This window comes from Xanthomarina maritima (assembly GCF_008084905.1).
Lineage (GTDB): Bacteria > Bacteroidota > Bacteroidia > Flavobacteriales > Flavobacteriaceae > Xanthomarina > Xanthomarina maritima.
The window spans coordinates 16,132-35,174 of record NZ_VSFC01000032.1 but is presented as its reverse complement, the minus strand read 5'-3'; the positions used below and the strand labels follow the sequence as shown (position 1 = coordinate 35,174).

Genomic DNA, 19,043 nt, shown 5'->3' with positions numbered 1-19,043 from the left:
CAAAGGAGTTTTTTTTTATTTCAACTCTTATAAAATTTTATTAATTTATTATGCGTGCATAATAAAATTTATTATCTTTGAGTTTCTTAATACGAATACATGAAAGATAAAACCATCGATTATATTCTAAGAACCACGTGGTTAGCTGTTCAAAAAATGTACAACGAAGAAGCTTCAAAATTCGAAAGTACTATGGCTACCGGATTTACATTACTCAGCATCGATCCTGAAGAAGGTACGCCTTCAACCTCACTTGGGCCTAAAATGGGAATGGAAGCAACCAGTCTTTCAAGAATATTAAAAACCATGGAAACTCGTGGTTTAATTGAAAGAAAACCTAATCCAGAAGATGGTCGTGGCGTTTTAATTTATTTAACCGATTTTGGAAAAGAGAAAAGAGCATACTCTAAAGATCGCGTATTAAAATTTAATGAAGCCATTAGAAAAAATGTCCCTTTAGAGAAATTAATCACTTTTTACGAAGTTGCAGATACCATAAACGATTTAATTTCCAATAAGAAAATATACACCAACGAAGTAAATAATATAAAGTATTAATAGATAAATCATTTAGAATAAAATGAGTACAAGACGAATTAAAAAAATAGCAATCATTGGCTCTGGAATTATGGGATCTGGTATTGCATGTCATTTCGCCAATATTGGTGTAGATGTGTTGCTACTGGACATTGTTCCAAGAGAACTTACCGATGCCGAAAAAGCTATAGGATTAACATTAGAAGACAAAGTTGTTAGAAATAGAATTGTAAACGATTCGTTAACAACTTCTTTAAAATCGAAGCCCTCACCTATTTACCATAAATCGTTTGCCAATAAGATCACTACTGGAAATTTAGAAGATGATATTGCTAAGGTAAAAGATGTGGATTGGATTATGGAAGTTGTTGTTGAAAGACTAGACATAAAAAAACAAGTCTTTGAAAAACTTGAAAAACACAGAACTCCTGGAACCTTAATCACCTCCAATACATCTGGAATTCCTATCAAATTTATGAGTGAAGGACGAAGTGACGATTTCCAGAAACACTTCTGTGGAACTCACTTTTTCAATCCAGCTCGTTATTTAAAATTATTCGAAATCATTCCAGGACCAAAAACAGATGCGTCAGTTCTTGATTTCTTAAATGAATATGGCGAAAAATTCTTAGGAAAAACATCAGTTATCGCTAAAGATACGCCAGCTTTTATTGGAAACAGAATTGGAATCTTCGGAATTCAAAGTTTATTCCATCAAGTAAAAGAAATGGATTTAACGGTTGAAGAAGTCGATAAACTAACTGGTCCTGTTATTGGTCGTCCAAAATCGGCAACTTTTAGAACCGTTGATGTGGTTGGTTTAGACACCTTGGTACATGTTGCTAATGGTATTTACGATAACTGCCCAAATGACGAGGCTCATAAACTTTTTAAGCTTCCTGATTTTATCAATACCATGATGGAAAACAAATGGTTAGGGAGTAAAACTGGTCAAGGGTTCTATAAAAAAGAAGGTAAAGAAATCAAGACCTTAGACTTAAACACCCTTCAATATAGAGATAAAAAATCTGCAAGATTTGCCACTTTAGAATTAACCAAAACAGTCGATAAAGTTATTGACCGTTTTCCAATTCTAATCTCTGGAAAAGATAAGGCTGGCGAATTCTACAGAAAGAATTTTGCGGCGATGTTTGCCTATGTGTCAAACAGGATTCCAGAAATTTCAGACGAACTTTATAAAATAGACGATGCTATGAAAGCTGGATTTGGTTGGGAACATGGTCCTTTCCAAATTTGGGATGCTATTGGAATTGAAAAAGGTATCGAATTAATGAAAGCTGAAGGTTTAGAACCTAATGCTTGGGTAACAGACATGCTGGCATCTGGAAACAAATCATTTTATACGGTTAAAGATGGAGCAACGTATTTCTATAATATTTCTTCAAAAACACAAGAAAAAATTCCAGGACAAGATTCCTTTATCATTTTAGATAACATTAGAAAATCTAAAGAAGTCTTTAAAAACTCTGGTGTCGTTATAGAAGATCTTGGAGATGGTATTTTAAACTGTGAATTTCAAAGTAAAATGAACACTATTGGTGGTGATGTTCTTGCTGGATTAAACAAAGCTGTGGATTTAGCTGAAAAAGATTTCGCTGGGTTAGTTATTGGTAACCAAGCTGCCAACTTCTCTGTTGGTGCTAACATCGGAATGATATTCATGATGGCTGCCGAACAAGAATATGACGAGCTTAATATGGCTATCAAGTATTTCCAAGACACAATGATGCGTATGCGTTATTCATCCATTCCAACAGTTGCTGCCCCTCATGGGATGTCACTTGGTGGAGGATGCGAGCTTTCTATGCATGCTGACAAAGTTGTTGCAGCAGCCGAAACTTACATTGGACTTGTTGAGTTTGGTGTTGGTGTGATTCCTGGTGGTGGAGGCTCAAAGGAAATGGCTTTAAGAGCTTCAGACACCTTTAGAAAAGGTGATGTAGAATTAAATGTCCTTCAAGAATATTTTTTAACTATCGGAATGGCAAAAGTAGCAACATCTGCTTATGAAGCTTTCGATTTAGGAATTCTTCAAAAAGGAAAAGATGTTGTTGTAGTTAATAAAGACAGACAAATTGCGACTGCAAAAGCGTATGCAAAATTAATGGCTGATGCTGGCTACACACAACCTGTAAAACGTACAGATGTAAAAGTTCTTGGTAAACAAGCTTTAGGTATGTTCTTAGTAGGAACAGATTCTATGGAAGACAGTAATTACATTAGTGAACACGACCAAAAAATAGCTAATAAATTAGCTTATGTTATGGCTGGAGGAGATTTATCGGAACCAACCTTAGTAAGCGAACAATATTTATTAGATATAGAACGTGAAGCTTTCTTATCACTTTGTACAGAAAGAAAAACATTGGAAAGAATTCAACACATGTTGAAAACAGGTAAACCACTTCGCAATTAATTGTAAGGAGAATTGAATCCTTAGTATTAAGTAATTAGACAAATGCATAAAGTAGAAGATATAAAAATATGGAAGAAGTCAATAGAATTGGCTAAAGCTGTCTATTTACTTATTTCTGATTTGCCTTCTGATGAAAAATATGGGTTAAGTTCTCAAATAAAAAGAAGTTCTATTTCTATATCTTCAAATATTGCTGGAGGTGCCGGAAGAAACTCTCAAAAAGAATTCAAACATTTTTTGAGTATAGCAAATGGTTCAGTATATGAATTACAAACTCAATTAATACTAATAATAGAATTAAATTTAATAACCAAAGAAAAAGTACAACCAGTAATTGATTTATGTATTGAAATTCAGAAAATGAATTATTCATTTCAACAAAAACTTAATTCTCAATACTAATATCTCAATACTCAATACTATAAATAAATGAAAAACGCATATATAGTAAAAGCATATAGGACAGCCGTAGGTAAAGCTCCTAAAGGCGTATTCCGTTTCAAAAGAACTGATGAACTGGCAGCAGAAACCATCAAATACATGATGAAAGAATTGCCAAATTTAGACCCAAAACGCATTGACGATGTCATTGTTGGTAACGCTATGCCTGAAGGTTCTCAAGGATTAAATATGGCTCGTTTAATTTCATTAATGGGATTAGACATTGTAGATGTTCCTGGAGTAACTGTCAACCGTTTTTGCTCTTCTGGAGTAGAAACTATCGCTATGGCTTCTGCTAAAATTCAGGCAGGAATGGCAGATTGTATCATTGCAGGAGGCGCAGAAAGTATGAGTGCAGTACCAATGACAGGTTTCAAACCAGAATTAAACTACGACATTGTAAAAGCTGGACATGAAGATTATTATTGGGGTATGGGAAATACCGCTGAAGCGGTTGCAAAACAATTCAACGTGTCACGTGAAGACCAAGATGAGTTTGCTTACAATTCTCATATGAAAGCATTAAGAGCACTTTCAGAAAATCGTTTTCAAGACCAAATCGTTCCGATTGATGTCGAACAAACTTACATTGATGAAAACGGAAAAAAAGCAACAAAAAAATATACTGTAACTAAAGACGAAGGCCCAAGAGCTGGAACAAACAAAGAAGCTCTAGCAAAATTAAGACCCGTATTTGCTGCTAATGGCAGCGTTACTGCTGGAAATTCATCGCAAATGAGTGATGGAGCAGCTTTTGTTATGGTAATGAGTGAAGACATGGTTAAAGAATTAGGTTTAGAACCAATAGCTCGATTAGTAAATTATGCAGCTGCAGGTGTAGAACCAAGAATCATGGGAATTGGTCCAGTAAAGGCCATTCCAAAAGCATTAAAACTAGCTGGTTTAAAACAAGACGATTTAGCACTAATAGAATTAAACGAAGCCTTTGCTTCACAATCGTTAGCAGTTATTCGTGAGTTAAACTTAAACCCAGATATAATTAACGTGAATGGTGGAGCAATTGCACTTGGCCATCCACTTGGTTGTACAGGAGCAAAACTTACAGTACAGTTATTTGATGAAATGCGCAAACAGAATATGAAAGGTAAGTATGGAGCAGTAACTATGTGTGTAGGAACTGGACAGGGTGCATGTGGCATATTCGAATTTTTAAATTAATACTTAAACTTAACACAATTATAAAAATGGAAGCAACAGAAAAAGACATCTTACGTGGAGGTCAATTCTTAGTTAAAGAAACAAAATGTGAAGACGTTTTTACTCCTGAAGATTTTTCAGAAGAGCAAAAAATGATGAAAGAAGCCGTTATGGAGTTCAACGAACGTGAAATCATTGCACATAAAGCTCGATTTGAAGCAAAAGATTATGCATTAACTGAAGAAGTAATGCGTAAAGCTGGTGAACTAGGTTTTTTAGGTGTTGCTGTACCAGAAGCTTATGGTGGATTGGATATGGGATTTGTATCAACTCTATTAGTTTGCGATTATATATCTAGTGGAACAGGATCTTTTAGTACTGCATTTGGTGCACATACAGGAATAGGAACGATGCCTATTACGCTTTATGGAACTGAAGAACAGAAACAAAAATATGTGCCTAAACTAGCTACAGGTGAATGGTTTGGAGCTTATTGTTTAACGGAACCTGGAGCAGGAAGTGATGCCAATTCAGGCAAAACTACTGCTGAACTTTCAGCTGATGGTAAAAGTTATAAAATTAACGGACAAAAAATGTGGATTTCAAATGCAGGTTTTTGTCGTTTAATGATTGTTTTTGCTCGTATTGAAAATGATAAAAATATTACAGGTTTCATTGTAGAATACGATAAAACTAATCCTAATGGTATTACGCTTGGTGAAGAGGAACACAAACTAGGTATTCGAGCTTCTTCAACACGTCAGGTATTTTTTAACGACACAGTTGTTCCAGTTGAAAATATGCTAGCAGGTCGTGGCGAAGGTTTTAAAATTGCCATGAATGCACTTAACGTAGGACGTATAAAATTAGCAGGAGCTTGTTTAGATTCACAAAGACGTATCTTAACAACTGCTGTTCAATATGCAAATGAACGTAAACAATTTAACACACCTATTGCAGACTTCGGAGCTATCAAGTACAAATTAGCTGAAATGGCTGCAAGTGCTTATGCTGGCGAATCTGCGACTTATAGAGCTGCAAAAAATATTGAAGATAGAATTGCTTTACGTCAAGCTGCTGGAAATTCACATCAAGAAGCAGAACTTAAAGGTGTAGAAGAATACGCAATTGAATGCTCTATTTTAAAAGTAGCAGTTTCTGAAGATGTACAAAACTGTGCTGATGAAGGCATTCAGATTTTTGGTGGTATGGGATTCTCAGAAGAAACACCAATGGAAGCTGCATGGAGAGATGCCAGAATTGCCAGAATATACGAAGGGACAAACGAAATTAACCGTATGCTCTCTGTTGGTATGTTAGTTAAAAAAGCCATGAAAGGACATGTAGACTTATTAGGCCCTGCACAAGCTGTCCAAGATGAATTAATGGGAATACCTTCATTTGATACTCCAGATTATTCAGAGCTATTTGCTGAAGAAAAAGAAATGGTTGCAAAACTTAAGAAATTATTCTTAATGGTTGCAGGTGCTGCAGTTCAAAAATTTGGCCCTGAATTAGATGGTCATCAACAATTATTAATTGCTGCTTCTGATATTTTAATTGAAATCTACATGGCAGAATCTGCTATTTTAAGAGCAGAGAAAAATGCAAAACGTTTTGGAGAAGATGCTCAAGTTGTACAAATAGCCATGGCAAAATTATATTTATATAATGCGGTTTCTATCGTTGAGAAAAATGGAAAAGAAAGCATCATTTCTTTTGCTGAAGGAGACGAACAACGTATGCTACTTATGGGTTTAAAACGTTTTGTGAAGTATACAAACTACCCAGATATTGTAGATTTAAGGTTAGCCATTGCAGAAAAAGTGAAGGCAGAAAATAAATATTGTTTTTAAATTAAGTTTAGTTAGAAGGAAAAAAGTCGATTCAAATAGAATCGGCTTTTTTTATTTTCATTAATTTAGTGCAAAATTTCATCCATGAAGATCACTCTTTTAAGCATCATAAGCATATTCTTAGCATCAATTACAACTCAAGCTCAAGAGTTGCTTTCTGAAAAATACAGCTTTACACATCAAGACACCTTGCGTGGTTCTATAACTCCAGAACGTGAATGGTGGAATTTAACATATTATCATTTAGATGTAAAAATTTTACCTGAAACAAAGACAATTTCTGGAAAAAACTCCATCCAATATCAAGTATTGAAACCTTATTCCGTTATGCAAATTGACTTACAGGAACCGTTAAAAATAACAAAGGTGATTCAAAATGATGAAGAATTAGATGTTAGACATGACGGAAATGCGCATTTTATAACATTAATAGCAGATCAAGAAAAAGGAAGCATCCAATCTGTTGATGTGTTTTACGAAGGAAAACCAAAAGAAGCTAAAAATGCACCTTGGGATGGTGGCTTTTCATGGAAAGAAGATAAAAATGGCATTCCTTTTATTGCAACTTCTTGCCAAGGTTTGGGAGCTAGTGTATGGTGGCCAAATAAAGACCATATGTACGATGAGGTTGATAGTATGCTTATAAGTGTAAATGTTCCAAAAAACCTAACAAATATTTCAAATGGAAGATTGATAAGTACTGAGAAACATAGCGATAATACAGTAACAACAAATTGGTTTGTTGAAAACCCTATTAATAACTATGGAGTAAATGTAAATATTGGAGATTATGTTCATTTTTCTGAAGTATATCAAGGTGAAAATGGTCCCTTAGATATGGATTATTATGTATTGCGTGACAATTTGGTTAGAGCAAAAAATCACTTTACTGATGCTCCAAAAATGATGAAAGCATTCGAACATTGGTTTGGACCATATCCATTTTATGAAGATGGATTTAAACTAGTTGAAGTCCCATATTTAGGTATGGAACACCAAAGTTCAGTTACTTATGGGAATCAATATAAAAAAGGGTATTTAGGAAACGATTTATCTGGAACTGGTTGGGGTTTAAAATTCGATTTTATTATTATTCATGAAGCTGGTCATGAATGGTTTGCAAATAATATTACTTACAAAGATATTGCAGATATGTGGATTCACGAGAGTTTTACTAACTATTCTGAAAACTTATTTGTAGAATACTATTACGGAAAAGGTGCTGGTGCAGAATATGTAATTGGCACGCGAAAAGGCATTAAAAACGACAGACCAATTATTGGATATTATAATGTGAACAAAGAAGGTTCTGGAGATATGTATCCAAAGGGAGGTAATATGCTACATACTTTAAGACAACTTATTGAGGATGATGAAAAATGGCGTCAAATTTTAAGAGGCTTAAACAAAACTTTTTATCACCAAACGGTTACAACTCAACAAATAGAAGATTATATAAGTCAACAATCTGGAATAGATTTAACTCAATTTTTCAACCAGTACTTAAGAGACACTAGAATCCCAATATTAGAATATACTGTTAAAAACAATGAGTTAACATATAGATGGAGTAACATTGTTGAAAAATTCGACATGCCTATTCAAGTAACAATTGATGGTAAGGAACAATGGATCTTTCCAAATGCCGAATGGAAAACCCTACCAATTGAAGATGATAGTATTGAAATAGACTCAGATTTTTATGTAGACTCCAAAAAGCTATAACTTCGATGTCTATTCCTGAAATATATTTTAAATCTGATAATGAATGGCGAGATTGGTTGTTACAAAACCATGACACATCAATTGGAATATATCTAATTTTTTATAAAGTAGCTCATGAAAAAGAAAGTATGCGCTGGGAAGAAGCAGTTAAAGTAGCATTGTGTTTTGGATGGATAGATTCTACAGTTAAGAGTCTTGGTAATGGTAAAAGACGTCAATATTTTACACCTAGAAACCCAAAAAGTGTTTGGAGCGCTTTAAACAAAAAATATATTAAAGAACTTAAAAACTCTAATCTTATACACAAAAGTGGATTTGAAAAAATTAAAATTGCTAAACAAAATGGTTCCTGGACTGCTTTAGATGATGTAGAAAAAGGAATAATCCCTGAAGACTTACAAATAGAATTTAATAAAAATAAAGAAGCATTTTATAACTATTCAAACTTTGCTCCTTCTTATAGAAAGAGCTATTTGTATTGGCTAAATCAATCAAAAAGAGTAACTACTAGGCAAAAACGTATTGTAGAAATTATTGAATTATGTAAAGCAAATATTAAAAATAGAAATGATTGGTAATCTATTCGATACGCTTTAAACCTTCTAAATCTTCTAATTTTATTTGTTTACCAGTTGTAGAAATTAAGCCTTCTTTTTTGAATTGAGATAACACCCTAATGGCAGATTCTGTAGCAGTTCCTACCACACTTGCATAATCTTCTCTAGAAAGTACCACATTTAAAATACCATCCTTATTAACCCCAAAGTTTTTATGAATGTATAATAAAGCTTCAGCTAAACGCTGTTTAACAGATTTTTGAGCCATGTTCACAATAACATTATCAGATTCTTTTAAATCGTGAGCCATTTGTTTTAAAACATCCATTGAAAAATCTGAATTATTCTTTAAGTTTCCAAAAATTTCAACTTTTGGAATAAAACAAACTTCCATATCATTTAACGCAACAGCACTTAAGTTTACAGATTCATCACTAATTAAAGAACGCTGACCAAGTAAATCTCCTTTTACCACTAATTTTACAATCTGGTCTTTGCCATTGGCACTTAATTTAGAAAGTTTACATATTCCGTCTTTAACGCAATATACACCATTAAGCGTCTCGCCTTCTTCAAAAATAATTTCACCTTTCTTTATGAACTTAGAAGTCTTACAACCAGATATTCTTAACAACTCATCCTTTGTTAAAGCTTTTAAAGAATTAAACTGTCTAATAATACATTGCTCACACTTACTACTCATACCTATTTTTTAAAGTTGTAAAATTAAACAAAACATGACAATTATCATATCTAAATTCTTACTATCTTTTAACCTTTGCAAAAGGTATAAATGAGCATATAATTTTTATGGAACATTCTTCGTGTTTCCACTGTGGTGATTCTTGTAATAATCAAGCTATAATCTTTCAAGAGAAATCTTTCTGTTGTAATGGCTGTAAAACCGTATACGAGATTTTCTCTGAAAACGACTTAACCTGTTATTACGATTTACAAACATCTCCAGGAGCCATCCCTAAAGAAATACAAGGGAAATATGATTTTTTAGAACAACAAAATATCATCGAAAAATTAATTGAATTTGATGATGACAATGTTCAAATAGTTACACTATACATACCTCATATTCATTGTAGTTCATGTATTTGGATTTTAGAAAACCTCAACAAACTAAATCCTGGAATTTCTTCTTCTCAAGTTAATTTTGGCAAGAAAAATGTACGTGTATCTTATATTTCGAATAACTGTACTTTAAAAGAGGTTGTTTTATTAGTAAGTGCTATTGGATATGAACCTTATATAAGTTTAGACGATTTCAAAACAGGAAACAATAATGTAAACAGATCCTTAATCTACAAACTTGGAATTGCAGGTTTTGCTTTTGGAAATGTCATGTTTTTATCTTTTCCAGAATATTTTGAAGTTGGCGAATTCTGGTTAGAACAATACAAACATTTGTTTCGTTGGCTCATGTTTGCTTTTTCAGTTCCGGTTGTATTTTATTCTGCTCAAGATTATTTTATTTCAGCGTATAAAGGCCTTCGTTCTAAAATGTTAAACATCGATGTTCCTATTGCTCTTGGAGCTGCTGTTTTATTTTTAAGAAGCACCTTTGAAATTATTTTCGACTTAGGCTCTGGCTTTTTCGATAGTTTAACTGGTTTGATATTTTTCTTATTACTAGGCAGATTTTTTCAACAAAAAACATATGCTTTTTTATCTTTTGAAAGAGATTATAAGTCTTATTTCCCAATTGCAGTTACTAAAGTTTCTACTGAAGGAAAAGAAACACCAATTCAGGTTTACGATATTAAAAAAGGTGATAGATTACTTATAAGAAACGAAGAATTAATTCCAGTAGATGGTATTTTAATTAGTGGAATAGCTTCCATAGATTATAGCTTTGTTACAGGAGAATCTGAAACTGTATCAAGAGTATCTGGAGATAAACTTTTTGCTGGTGGAAAACAAACATCTGGTGTCATTGAGATGGATGTTTTAAAAACAGTAGAACAAAGTTATCTAACACAACTTTGGAGTAACGATGTGTTCAGTAAAAACAAAGAAGATGGGTTTACAACACTAACAAATGTTATAAGTAAAAGATTTACAATTACAGTTTTAAGCATTGCTTTTATTGCAACAGCTTATTGGTTGTTTGTAGATTCTTCTAAAGCTATCAATGTCTTTACAGCCGTTTTAATTATTGCGTGTCCATGTGCCATTGCGCTTTCTGCTCCTTTTACTTTTGGGAATTTATTACGCATTTTTGGAAAACTTAAGTTTTATGTAAAAAATGCTTCAGTAATTGAACAATTAGCTGAAATAAACACTATTATTTTCGATAAAACTGGAACTATTACTACCAATAAAAAAAGCACTGCTACCTATGAAGGTGAAACACTTTCAACTTCTGAAGAAATACTCTTAAAAAATACGCTTCGTGGTTCAAACCATCCTTTAAGTCGATCGCTTTATAATATTTTAGACGAACATCATATTATTGCTTTAAATTATTTTGAAGAACATATAGGAAAAGGTATTGAAGCCTCTCATAACAATACCAACATTAAAATAGGCTCTGCTAGTTTTGTTGGAAGCACTTCAGATTCTGCAGTTTTAAATACAACGGTTCATATTAGTACAAATAATATTTACAAAGGAAAATATACGTTCTATAATAATTATAGAACGGGTTTATCGAAACTTTTTAATAAATTGAAAAAAGATTACGATTTAGTAATTTTATCAGGAGATAACGAAGGAGAGCAAGAAAATCTAAAAAAATTATTACCTTCGAAGACCAAGCTAATATTTAATCAAAAACCTGACGATAAGTTGGAATATATTAAGTACCATCAAATAGAAGGAGCCAAAATACTCATGGTAGGAGATGGACTTAATGATGCTGGTGCATTAGCCCAGAGTAATGTAGGGATTTCAATTTCAGAAAATGTCAATGTATTTTCACCAGCTTGTGATGCCATTTTGGATGCTACAAAATTTAATCAACTATATAAATATATAAAAGCATCAAAAAATGCCATTAAGATAATAAAGTGGAGTTTTGTACTCTCTTTTATTTATAATATTATAGGTTTATATTTTGCTGTAACTGGACAATTAGCTCCAGTTATAGCTGCTATATTAATGCCTTTAAGCTCTATTAGTATTGTAGTATTTACAACCATTGCTACAAATCTATTAGGAAGAAAATTAGAATGATTACAAATAAAACGAATATGACAATTATCATGTTTTAAAAACCATGATGAATGTAATTTTGAATCTTAACTTCAGTTAGGTATGAGTGTTATTTACATCTTATTAAGTATCAGCATTATAGTTGCTGTTCTGTTTTTTGTTGCATTTATAGTTGCTGTAAGAAGTGGACAGTTTGATGATGGTTACACTCCTTCAGTAAGAATGCTTTTTGAAGATGAACTAGTAAAAGAACAAACTAAAACAACAAATAAAAAACCAAAAAAGACTAATTAAACTATTATGGAAGTACAACAGTTTTACTACGATAATAAAATCGTAAAAAATTTCCTTTACGCTACTATGCTTTGGGGAGTTGTAGGAATGTTAGTAGGATTATTACTAGCATTTATGTTTTTATTCCCTAACCTAACCGATGGCATTTCTTGGTTAAGTTTTGGTCGCTTAAGACCTTTACATACAAATGCAGTAATTTTTGCCTTTGTAGGGAACGCCATTTTTGCAGGTGTTTATTACTCAACACAGCGTTTACTTAAAGCTAGAATGTTTAACGACTCCTTAAGTAAAATTAATTTCTGGGGTTGGCAATTAATAATTGTTGGAGCTGCTATTACCTTACCTTTAGGTTATACAACATCTAAAGAATATGCAGAATTAGAATGGCCTTTTGATATTGCTATTGCTGTTATTTGGGTGGTATTTGGAGCCAATTTAATTGGAACCATGATTAAAAGAAGACAACGACATTTATATGTTGCCATCTGGTTCTACATTGCAACCTTTGTTACTGTGGCTGTACTTCATATTTTTAATAGTTTAGAGCTTCCTGTAAGCGGATTAAAAAGTTATTCTGTTTATGCAGGAGTTCAAGATGCTTTGGTTCAATGGTGGTATGGACATAATGCTGTTGCCTTTTTCTTAACAACTCCTTTCTTAGGGTTAATGTATTATTTTGTACCAAAAGCAGCCAACAGACCTGTTTATTCATATAGACTTTCTATAGTTCACTTCTGGTCTTTAATCTTTATTTACATTTGGGCTGGACCTCACCATTTATTATATACTGCTTTACCAGAATGGGCTCAAAATCTTGGTGTTGCATTTTCAGTCATGTTGTTGATGCCTTCATGGGGAGGAATGATAAACGGACTATTAACCCTTCGTGGTGCTTGGGATAAAGTCCGTACAGATCCTGTTTTGAAATTCATGGTTGTAGCTATCACTGGTTATGGTATGGCAACTTTTGAAGGACCTATGTTATCACTTAAAAATGTGAATGCTATTGGTCACTTTACCGATTGGATTATTGCTCACGTTCACGTAGGTGCTTTAGCTTGGAACGGATTCTTAACCTTTGGTATGATTTATTACTTAGTACCAAAACTATTTAAAACAAAATTATACTCTATAGGTTTAGCCAACCTACATTTTTGGATTGGTACCTTAGGGATTATTATTTATGCCTTACCAATGTATGTTGCTGGATTTACTCAAGCAAGTATGTGGAAACAATTCAATCCAGACGGAACTTTAGTTTATGGAAACTTTTTAGAAACTGTTACTGAAATTATGCCAATGTATTGGATGCGTGCCATTGGTGGAACCTTATTCTTAACAGGTATGCTAATAATGGTCTACAACGTAATTGTAACTATTAGAAAAGGAAGTGTTGTTACTGATGAATTAGCTGAAGCTGCTGCTCTACAAAATGTTTCTAAAAAACGTGTTGCTGGAGAAGGATGGCATACTTGGATTGAACGTAAGCCAATAAAACTTACAATCTATGCTACCATTGCTATCTTAATTGGTGGAATTGTACAAATAGTTCCAACTATTATGGTGAAATCTAATATTCCAACTATAACAAGTGTAAAACCATATACACCTTTAGAATTAGAAGGTAGAGATATTTATATTCGTGAAGGTTGTGTTGGATGTCACTCTCAAATGGTTCGTCCGTTTAGAAGTGAAGTAGAACGCTATGGAGAATACTCTAAAGCAGGAGAATATGTTTACGATCATCCATTCCTTTGGGGATCTAAACGTACTGGACCAGATTTACATCGTGTAGGTGGAAAATATTCAGATAACTGGCATTTAAATCATATGTACGATCCACAAAGTACATCTTCTGGTTCCATTATGCCAGCCTATCAATGGTTAGTAAGAAACGAATTAGACAAATCTGATACTGAAGCTAAAATGAAAACTATGGTAAAATTAGGTGTACCATATACAGAAGAAGACATAGCTAATGCGCAACAACATATGCTAGATCAAGGAACTCAAATAGAGAAAAACCTATATGCTGATCCTGATTTTGCTGAAACATATGAAGCAGACAAACAAGCTGGTGGAGCAGATTTTATTGAAATGCGTAATCGTGAAATTGTAGCTATGATTGCTTATTTACAGAGAATAGGTACAGATATAAAAGCAACAGATTTAGAAGATTCATCCACTCAAAATTAATAAGCTATGTTAAAATTTGTAAAAAACCATATGGATAGTATTGCAGGCATAGAAATATTCCCAATCATTTCCTTACTTATATTTTTCATCTTCTTTGTTGTTTTATTTTGGTGGGTTATAACTGCTAAAAAAGACTATATAAAAGAAGTGAGCAACATACCATTAGATAACCAAAAAGAAAATTTATTATGAGACATTTAATCCCATCATGGATAAGAGTACCTCTTGTATTCTTTATCATTTTCGGACTAGTAGAATACTTCGTAGAATCAGGAGAAAAACCAGCTTTCATAGAGTATCCAATGGTTCTTTTATTCTTGGTATTGATTCTCTTTGTAATTATTGCTATTGAAGCTATTGTGAGTTCTTTAGAGAATATTTTATACCAAAGCTTAGACGAAGAAAGTAAAACTAGATATGATGCTATAGAAACTAAAACTCCAAAATTTATTGCATGGATACAAAATACCTATAAAAAATCATTAGGGCAAAAACCTATCAAAGAAGAACATGAAATTATATTAGATCATAATTATGATGGCATTCGAGAATTAGATAATGATTTACCACCTTGGTGGTTATATGCTTTTTATGCTTCTATTATTTTTGGAGTTATTTATTTAGTAAGATATCATGTTTTCAATGGTGAAAACCAATATGATGAGTTAGAGACTGAATATGTTGAAGCAAAAATTGCCATAGAAGAATACAAAAAAACTGCAAAAGACTTAGTTGACTTTAATACTGTTGAGCTACTAACTAGTGCTTCTGATTTAAGTAATGGTAAAGCTATTTTTGAAGCAAACTGTGTTGCTTGTCATATGTCAGATGGTGGAGGTGGAATTGGACCAAACTTAACTGACGAATATTGGATTCTTGGAGGAGGTATAAAGAATGTCTTTAAAACAATTTCTGAAGGTGGTCGAGATGGTAAAGGTATGATAGCTTGGAAACAAAGTTTAAAACCATCAGAAATTGCTCAAGTATCAAGTTATCTTTTACAATTTCAAGGTACTACTCCTGCTAAACCAAAAGAAGCAGAAGGTGATGTTTGGCAAGAATAAAAATTAAGATTACAAAAACTAGAATCAAGAATTAAGACCACATCTTCCAACCTAATTCATCTTAATTCTTGATCCTTTTAATCTAAAGTTATGGAAAGCCCAGAAAACGAATCATTTAGAGACTCCATTGGCACGTTAACGGAAGATGGAAAACGTGCATGGGTATATCCCAAAAAACCCAATGGTAGATTTTACGAATACCGTAAAATAGTTAGTTATTTCTTATTAGCCTTTTTTATTGCTTCGCCATTTATTAAAATTAATGGCAATCAATTTTTAATGTTCAATATATTAGAAAGACGTTTTAATATATTCGGATTTCCTTTTTGGCCACAAGACTTTCACTTGTTTGTGGTATCCATGATAATTGGTGTCATTTTTATTGCCTTATTTACAGTTAGTTTTGGTAGAATTTTCTGTGGATGGATTTGTCCTCAAACCATTTTTTTAGAAATGGTATTTAGACGCATTGAATATTGGATTGATGGAGATAGAAACAAACAACGCAAACTAGATAAACAAGAATGGAATGCAGAAAAAATTAGAAAGCGTAGTTTAAAATGGTTTATATTTTTACTTATTTCTTTTATAATTGCTAATGTCTTTTTAGCTTACTTAATAGGTAGTGATAAACTTATTCAATATATTACAGATGGTCCATTAGAGCATACTGGCACTTTATTTCCTTTATTAATATTTACAGCTGTTTTCTATTTTGTATTTGCTTGGTTTAGAGAACAGGTTTGTATTATTGCTTGTCCTTATGGCAGATTGCAAGGTGTGCTTCTAGATAACAAATCTATTGTAGTTGCTTACGATCATAAAAGAGGTGAAGGTGAAAATGGTAGAAAGAAATTCAGAAAAAATGAAAATCGTGAAGCCTTAGGGCATGGAGATTGTATTGATTGCTTACAGTGTGTGCATGTGTGCCCAACAGGAATTGATATTAGAAATGGAACACAATTAGAGTGTGTAAACTGTACTGCATGTATAGACGAATGCGACCATATTATGGAAAGCATTAATCTTCCTAAAGGGTTAATTAGATATGCTAGTGAAGCTGAAATTGAAAATAAAGAAAAGTTTAAACTTACAGCTAGAATGAAAGGTTATATAGCTGTTCTAATTATTTTAACTGGTGTTCTTTTTGGAATGTTAGCGTTAAGAAATGATTTAGAAGCTACTGTTTTAAGATTACCTGGACAGCTATACGAACACAAAGAAGGCGATATTATTAGTAACGTATTCACCTATAAATTGATAAATAAGACTACCAAAAATATTGAAAATGTTAGTTTTAAGCTTAGAAAATATAAAGGTAAAGTTATACTTGTATCTACATTAGATAGTTTTAATGTTCCAGAACAGGGTTTAGCAGAAGGTACACTGTTTATTGAAATTAACAAAAATGAATTAAAAGGAGATAAAAATAAATTAATGATTGAAGTTTATAGTGGAGATGAATTAATAGAAACTACAACCGTTAACTTTTTAGGACCTAGAAGTTATCATTAAAAATCAAAGCCATGAAAATTAATTGGGGAACAGGAATTGTAATAGCTTTTATATGTTTTATAAGCTTTATCATGTATTTTATTATTAAAATGAATACAGACAGTAAATACGATCATGATTTAGTTATAGAAGAATATTACCAAGCAGAATTAGGCTTTCAAGAAGAAATAGATAAAGAAAATAATTCTAATAAATTATCTGAAAACATTAGCTGGAAGAAAACTGAAGATGGACTGTTAATCCTTTTTCCTGAAAATTTAGATGTACAAAAAATTACAGGAACAGTATATCTTTATAGAACTTCTAATAAAAAATTAGATTTCGAAATGCCAATTACCTTGTCTGAAAATACTTTGCTCATACCTGAAAATCGATTGTTGAATGGTCGATGGAACCTGAAAATTGATTGGCAATATAAAGACACTCCTTATTTGTATAAAAAAGAAATTATGTATTAATGCTTTGGTCTGCTATTATACTAGGTCTTCTGGGTAGTTTTCATTGTATTGGCATGTGTGGACCTATAGCATTTATGCTTCCTGTAGACAGAAGTCACTCATTTAAGAGAATTATTCAAATAGTTACCTATCATTTTGGAAGACTGTTAGCTTATAGCTTAATAGGTCTTGTTTTTGGGTTAGTTGGTAAAAGCTTATATATTTTTGGGGTTCAGCAACAATTATCAATTTTAATAGGTGTTTTAATGGTTTTAATTGTTTTAATACCAACAAAGACCTTTAATAAATATAACTTCTCTAAACCTATTTATAAAGTTATTTCTAAAGTGAAATCTGCATTAGGCCAGGCTTTAAAAAAGAAAACAGCAGATACTTTTTTAACCATTGGCTTTTTAAATGGCTTTTTACCTTGTGGTTTGGTTTATATGGCAGTATTTGGATCTTTAGCCTCAGCAAGTGCATTTCAAGGAAGTTTATATATGTTTTTATTTGGTTTGGGTACTATTCCTTTAATGACTACAGCTATTTACTTAGGTAAATTTTTAAATGCAACCATCAAGCAACGCATACAAAAAGCTATTCCTGTTTTTGTGGTTATTATTGGATTACTATTTATAATTCGTGGTTTGGGTTTAGGTATACCTTACCTCTCTCCTGCTCCAGTTGTTGAAATGGTTGAAGGCGACATGGATTGTGATATGTAAAATCAGCTATAAATTTTCACAGAAATACTAAGTTAATATATTCAAGGAATTTTCAGGTATGAAAATTCAGTTGTTTATTCAGCTGTTGTAGGGTCTATAATAGTTGATACTTTAGATACAGAATTTGCTGGAAATCCACCTTGAGATGCATGCTCTCTAATCATCTCTTCGTTTGGAGCATTGTAAACACAATAAACCTTGTCTGTAGTAACATAACTATGAACCCATTGAATTTGTGGTCCCATTTTGTTTAATACACCACAAGACGTTTGTGCTATTCCTTTTAATTGCTCAGTTGTTAAACTTCCAGCTCCTGGAATTTCTCTCTCAATAACATATTTAGGCATAATAATTAATTTAAAATCCTACTCTTATGGTTTTTCGGTTTCACCCCGTTTTTGAAAATGGTTTCTGGATTCCATTTTAAAGTTATTAAAGATAAGATTTTTTATGATTGAAAATTAATTTAAGTTATAGATTTTTTATTTGTAAAGCACTCATTTTCTTATGATTTAGCACTAAAAAAAGCATTTTTTATATACAGAGTTGCCAACAGGCTTTTTTTCCGTTTTGCTTTTAATTAGATGAATGTTTTTAGTGTTGTTTCGTAAAGTTTATATAAGTATTATAAGTTCGGATGCAAGAATTGTTTTAGCGGATGCGAGATTTGTTAAAGTGGATAGAACATTTATACTTGCGGACGCGAGAATTTAAAATGCAGACGCAAGAATTGTTAATGCGGATAGAACATTTATACTTGCGGACGTGAGAATTTAAAATGCGGATGCATTAATTTAAAAAGTAGTAACTCTAATATAAAATGTGGATGTTATAATTTAAAATGAAGTCGCTCCAATCTAAAGCAAAGTTGCAAGAATATAAAGTTAAGTCAAGAGAATTCTAAATGAAGTTGCAAGAAAATAAAGTCAAGTCGCA

Annotated in this window: 17 protein-coding genes; 15 read left to right on the top strand and 2 right to left on the bottom strand. The window is 32.4% G+C overall.

Annotated elements, in window-relative coordinates:
* Positions 1–99 precede the first annotated feature (99 nt).
* From FVF61_RS06590 to FVF61_RS06560, 7 genes are all read left to right on the top strand, one after another.
* A complete protein-coding gene (locus tag FVF61_RS06590; protein ID WP_148454601.1) occupies positions 100–558 on the top strand; it encodes a MarR family winged helix-turn-helix transcriptional regulator in 459 nt (152 codons plus the stop codon).
* 22 nt (positions 559–580) lie between these two features.
* Entirely contained in the window at positions 581–2,974 is a 2,394-nt protein-coding gene (locus FVF61_RS06585) for a 3-hydroxyacyl-CoA dehydrogenase/enoyl-CoA hydratase family protein (protein WP_148454600.1), read from the top strand.
* A 42-nt stretch (positions 2,975–3,016) separates the two neighbouring features.
* Positions 3,017–3,376, top strand: a complete 360-nt coding sequence (locus tag FVF61_RS06580; RefSeq protein ID WP_148454599.1) for a four helix bundle protein — start codon at positions 3,017–3,019, stop codon at positions 3,374–3,376.
* Positions 3,377–3,403: 27 nt separating this feature from the next.
* Entirely contained in the window at positions 3,404–4,594 is a 1,191-nt protein-coding gene (locus FVF61_RS06575; protein WP_148454598.1) for an acetyl-CoA C-acyltransferase, read from the top strand.
* Positions 4,595–4,620: 26 nt separating this feature from the next.
* Positions 4,621–6,429: an acyl-CoA dehydrogenase family protein gene (locus tag FVF61_RS06570; RefSeq protein WP_148454596.1), complete on the top strand. Its 1,809-nt coding sequence runs from the start codon at positions 4,621–4,623 to the stop codon at positions 6,427–6,429.
* A gap of 84 nt (positions 6,430–6,513) precedes the next feature.
* Complete coding sequence (locus FVF61_RS06565; protein WP_148454594.1) at positions 6,514–8,154, top strand: M1 family metallopeptidase; 1,641 nt, start codon at positions 6,514–6,516, stop codon at positions 8,152–8,154.
* A 5-nt stretch (positions 8,155–8,159) separates the two neighbouring features.
* Positions 8,160–8,732: a YdeI/OmpD-associated family protein gene (locus tag FVF61_RS06560; RefSeq protein ID WP_148454592.1), complete on the top strand. Its 573-nt coding sequence runs from the start codon at positions 8,160–8,162 to the stop codon at positions 8,730–8,732.
* Position 8,733: 1 nt separating this feature from the next.
* Here the strand turns inward: FVF61_RS06560 and FVF61_RS06555 are convergent, their stop codons facing one another.
* The gene (locus FVF61_RS06555) at positions 8,734–9,414 is read right to left on the bottom strand and encodes a Crp/Fnr family transcriptional regulator (protein ID WP_148454590.1); all 681 of its coding nucleotides are present in this window, start codon (positions 9,412–9,414) and stop codon (positions 8,734–8,736) included.
* Positions 9,415–9,521: 107 nt separating this feature from the next.
* Between FVF61_RS06555 and FVF61_RS06550 the strand changes: the two genes are divergently transcribed.
* The 8 genes from FVF61_RS06550 to FVF61_RS06515 all read left to right on the top strand — a co-directional run bounded on the left by FVF61_RS06550 (position 9,522) and on the right by FVF61_RS06515 (position 18,107).
* Positions 9,522–11,897, top strand: coding sequence for a heavy metal translocating P-type ATPase (locus tag FVF61_RS06550; protein ID WP_148454588.1), 2,376 nt, complete (start codon positions 9,522–9,524; stop codon positions 11,895–11,897).
* Between the two features lie 81 nt (positions 11,898–11,978).
* On the top strand, positions 11,979–12,170 hold the full coding sequence (ccoS, locus tag FVF61_RS06545; protein WP_148454586.1) for a cbb3-type cytochrome oxidase assembly protein CcoS: 192 nt from the start codon (positions 11,979–11,981) through the stop codon (positions 12,168–12,170).
* Positions 12,171–12,176: 6 nt separating this feature from the next.
* Positions 12,177–14,366, top strand: coding sequence for a cytochrome-c oxidase, cbb3-type subunit I (gene ccoN / locus FVF61_RS06540; RefSeq protein ID WP_148454584.1), 2,190 nt, complete (start codon positions 12,177–12,179; stop codon positions 14,364–14,366).
* Between the two features lie 6 nt (positions 14,367–14,372).
* A complete protein-coding gene (locus tag FVF61_RS06535; protein ID WP_148454582.1) occupies positions 14,373–14,558 on the top strand; it encodes a CcoQ/FixQ family Cbb3-type cytochrome c oxidase assembly chaperone in 186 nt (61 codons plus the stop codon).
* Positions 14,555–15,430 carry a cbb3-type cytochrome c oxidase N-terminal domain-containing protein gene (locus tag FVF61_RS06530; protein WP_148454580.1) on the top strand — a complete coding sequence of 292 codons (876 nt, stop codon included), beginning with the start codon at positions 14,555–14,557 and terminating at the stop codon, positions 15,428–15,430. The genes FVF61_RS06535 and FVF61_RS06530 overlap by 4 nt, the downstream gene beginning before the upstream one ends.
* Before the next feature lie 90 nt (positions 15,431–15,520).
* On the top strand, positions 15,521–16,945 hold the full coding sequence (gene ccoG, locus FVF61_RS06525; protein WP_148454578.1) for a cytochrome c oxidase accessory protein CcoG: 1,425 nt from the start codon (positions 15,521–15,523) through the stop codon (positions 16,943–16,945).
* Positions 16,946–16,956: 11 nt separating this feature from the next.
* Complete coding sequence (locus FVF61_RS06520; protein WP_148454576.1) at positions 16,957–17,403, top strand: FixH family protein; 447 nt, start codon at positions 16,957–16,959, stop codon at positions 17,401–17,403.
* Entirely contained in the window at positions 17,403–18,107 is a 705-nt protein-coding gene (locus FVF61_RS06515) for a sulfite exporter TauE/SafE family protein (RefSeq protein WP_148454574.1), read from the top strand. The genes FVF61_RS06520 and FVF61_RS06515 overlap by 1 nt, the downstream gene beginning before the upstream one ends.
* A 74-nt stretch (positions 18,108–18,181) precedes the next feature.
* Here the strand turns inward: FVF61_RS06515 and FVF61_RS06510 are convergent, their stop codons facing one another.
* On the bottom strand, positions 18,182–18,454 hold the full coding sequence (locus FVF61_RS06510) for a DUF4242 domain-containing protein (RefSeq protein WP_148454573.1): 273 nt from the start codon (positions 18,452–18,454) through the stop codon (positions 18,182–18,184).
* Positions 18,455–19,043 lie beyond the last annotated feature (589 nt).

Excerpts from the sequence above, each read along its gene's own strand:
- FVF61_RS06580 (WP_148454599.1), top strand. The coding sequence starts at position 3,017 with ATGCATAAAGTAGAAGATATAAAAATATGGAAGAAGTCAATAGAATTG.
- FVF61_RS06530 (WP_148454580.1), top strand. The coding sequence starts at position 14,555 with ATGAGACATTTAATCCCATCATGGATAAGAGTACCTCTTGTATTCTTT.
- FVF61_RS06565 (WP_148454594.1), top strand. The coding sequence starts at position 6,514 with ATGAAGATCACTCTTTTAAGCATCATAAGCATATTCTTAGCATCAATT.
- FVF61_RS06550 (WP_148454588.1), top strand. The coding sequence starts at position 9,522 with ATGGAACATTCTTCGTGTTTCCACTGTGGTGATTCTTGTAATAATCAA.
- FVF61_RS06570 (WP_148454596.1), top strand. The coding sequence starts at position 4,621 with ATGGAAGCAACAGAAAAAGACATCTTACGTGGAGGTCAATTCTTAGTT.
- ccoN (WP_148454584.1), top strand. The coding sequence starts at position 12,177 with ATGGAAGTACAACAGTTTTACTACGATAATAAAATCGTAAAAAATTTC.
- FVF61_RS06590 (WP_148454601.1), top strand. The coding sequence starts at position 100 with ATGAAAGATAAAACCATCGATTATATTCTAAGAACCACGTGGTTAGCT.
- FVF61_RS06515 (WP_148454574.1), top strand. The coding sequence starts at position 17,403 with ATGCTTTGGTCTGCTATTATACTAGGTCTTCTGGGTAGTTTTCATTGT.
- FVF61_RS06555 (WP_148454590.1), bottom strand. The coding sequence starts at position 9,414 with ATGAGTAGTAAGTGTGAGCAATGTATTATTAGACAGTTTAATTCTTTA.
- FVF61_RS06575 (WP_148454598.1), top strand. The coding sequence starts at position 3,404 with ATGAAAAACGCATATATAGTAAAAGCATATAGGACAGCCGTAGGTAAA.
- ccoS (WP_148454586.1), top strand. The coding sequence starts at position 11,979 with ATGAGTGTTATTTACATCTTATTAAGTATCAGCATTATAGTTGCTGTT.
- FVF61_RS06585 (WP_148454600.1), top strand. The coding sequence starts at position 581 with ATGAGTACAAGACGAATTAAAAAAATAGCAATCATTGGCTCTGGAATT.
- FVF61_RS06520 (WP_148454576.1), top strand. The coding sequence starts at position 16,957 with ATGAAAATTAATTGGGGAACAGGAATTGTAATAGCTTTTATATGTTTT.
- FVF61_RS06560 (WP_148454592.1), top strand. The coding sequence starts at position 8,160 with ATGTCTATTCCTGAAATATATTTTAAATCTGATAATGAATGGCGAGAT.
- FVF61_RS06510 (WP_148454573.1), bottom strand. The coding sequence starts at position 18,454 with ATGCCTAAATATGTTATTGAGAGAGAAATTCCAGGAGCTGGAAGTTTA.
- FVF61_RS06535 (WP_148454582.1), top strand. The coding sequence starts at position 14,373 with ATGTTAAAATTTGTAAAAAACCATATGGATAGTATTGCAGGCATAGAA.
- ccoG (WP_148454578.1), top strand. The coding sequence starts at position 15,521 with ATGGAAAGCCCAGAAAACGAATCATTTAGAGACTCCATTGGCACGTTA.